This window comes from Vaccinium witches'-broom phytoplasma str. VAC (assembly GCF_000309405.1).
Lineage (GTDB): Bacteria > Bacillota_I > Bacilli_A > Acholeplasmatales > Acholeplasmataceae > Phytoplasma.
The window spans coordinates 1-1080 of the sequence record NZ_AKIN01000189.1 but is presented as its reverse complement, the minus strand read 5'-3'; the positions used below and the strand labels follow the sequence as shown (position 1 = coordinate 1080).

Annotated in this window: 1 protein-coding gene; it reads right to left on the bottom strand. The window is 19.8% G+C overall.

All coding sequences use genetic code 11. The features are described from left to right. Positions 1 to 1080 (bottom strand): hypothetical protein (locus tag RI68_RS03990; protein ID WP_017193730.1); only part of this gene is annotated, 1080 nt, incomplete at both ends.

Below are 1080 nucleotides of genomic sequence, written 5' to 3'. Positions count from 1 at the left end.
AAGTTTTAGTAATAGGTAATTTTTGACAACTTTTAGAAAATTGAAATAAACGTTTACCTGTTAAATAATTTTTCTTTTGTAAAATCATTTTTTTAATTTCTTTATCATTGCCGACATACTCAGCATATTTAGTAACATATTTAAAAATAATAGAAGAACTATCTTCTTTACAAACACTTTGTTTCAATTGACATTCATTTATTTCTAATTTAATTTTTGCATTATTTTTAAAAACTTGTAAATTTTGAGAACGAGGATTTAATCTCTTTAAATTAGATAAACCTTTTTCATTATTAACAATATCAGCCCATAATTTAAAAACATTAGGAATAATTAAATTTTTACTTTTAACTTTTTTCCAACCATTCTTATTATTATATCTATGTTGATGTTTCTCGTAATATGTTTTATTTTCTAAAAATTCTGAATTATTTATTAAACCTTTTTTTTGACACATCATTTCATTAGTAAAACCAAAAATTTTTAATAAATCAATATTAAACATAATATGAAAATGCCATACATTTCTATTATTTTTAGTTTGTATTTGTGAAGCAATAAAATATTTAAATTCTTTTAAAAATTCAATAATTTTATCTTTTTTAAAGCCTTTTTGATGTAAAATTTGTCTATATTCATAACGTAATTTATTAATAAATTTTTTTACTAATTGATGCGTTTGATCATAATTTTTAACCTCTTTTGATAAAGAACCGTTAGCATTATGATGCGGCAAAGTAAGCGTTAACCAACTAATCTTTTGTTCTTCATAAAAATTATAAATAGCTTTAAAACGAGCATTTATTTTAGATTGTCTCAGATTTCTTTTAATATCTTCTATTTTACTTTCTAAATTAAAAGAAGATTGTAAAAAAGAATTGTCATTTTTATCATTATTAATGATTAAACAAGTATCTTCATAAAATTTTTGTAATTTTTTATCATCATTAGATAACTGTTTTAAAACATGTTTAGGTAAAATAAAATTTTTATTATCTAAATATGTTTTTTCTAAAAAAATTAATATTTCTTGTTTATTTCTCGTTTGGAATTGCTTTTTAGCTTGGGAATATAATAAAG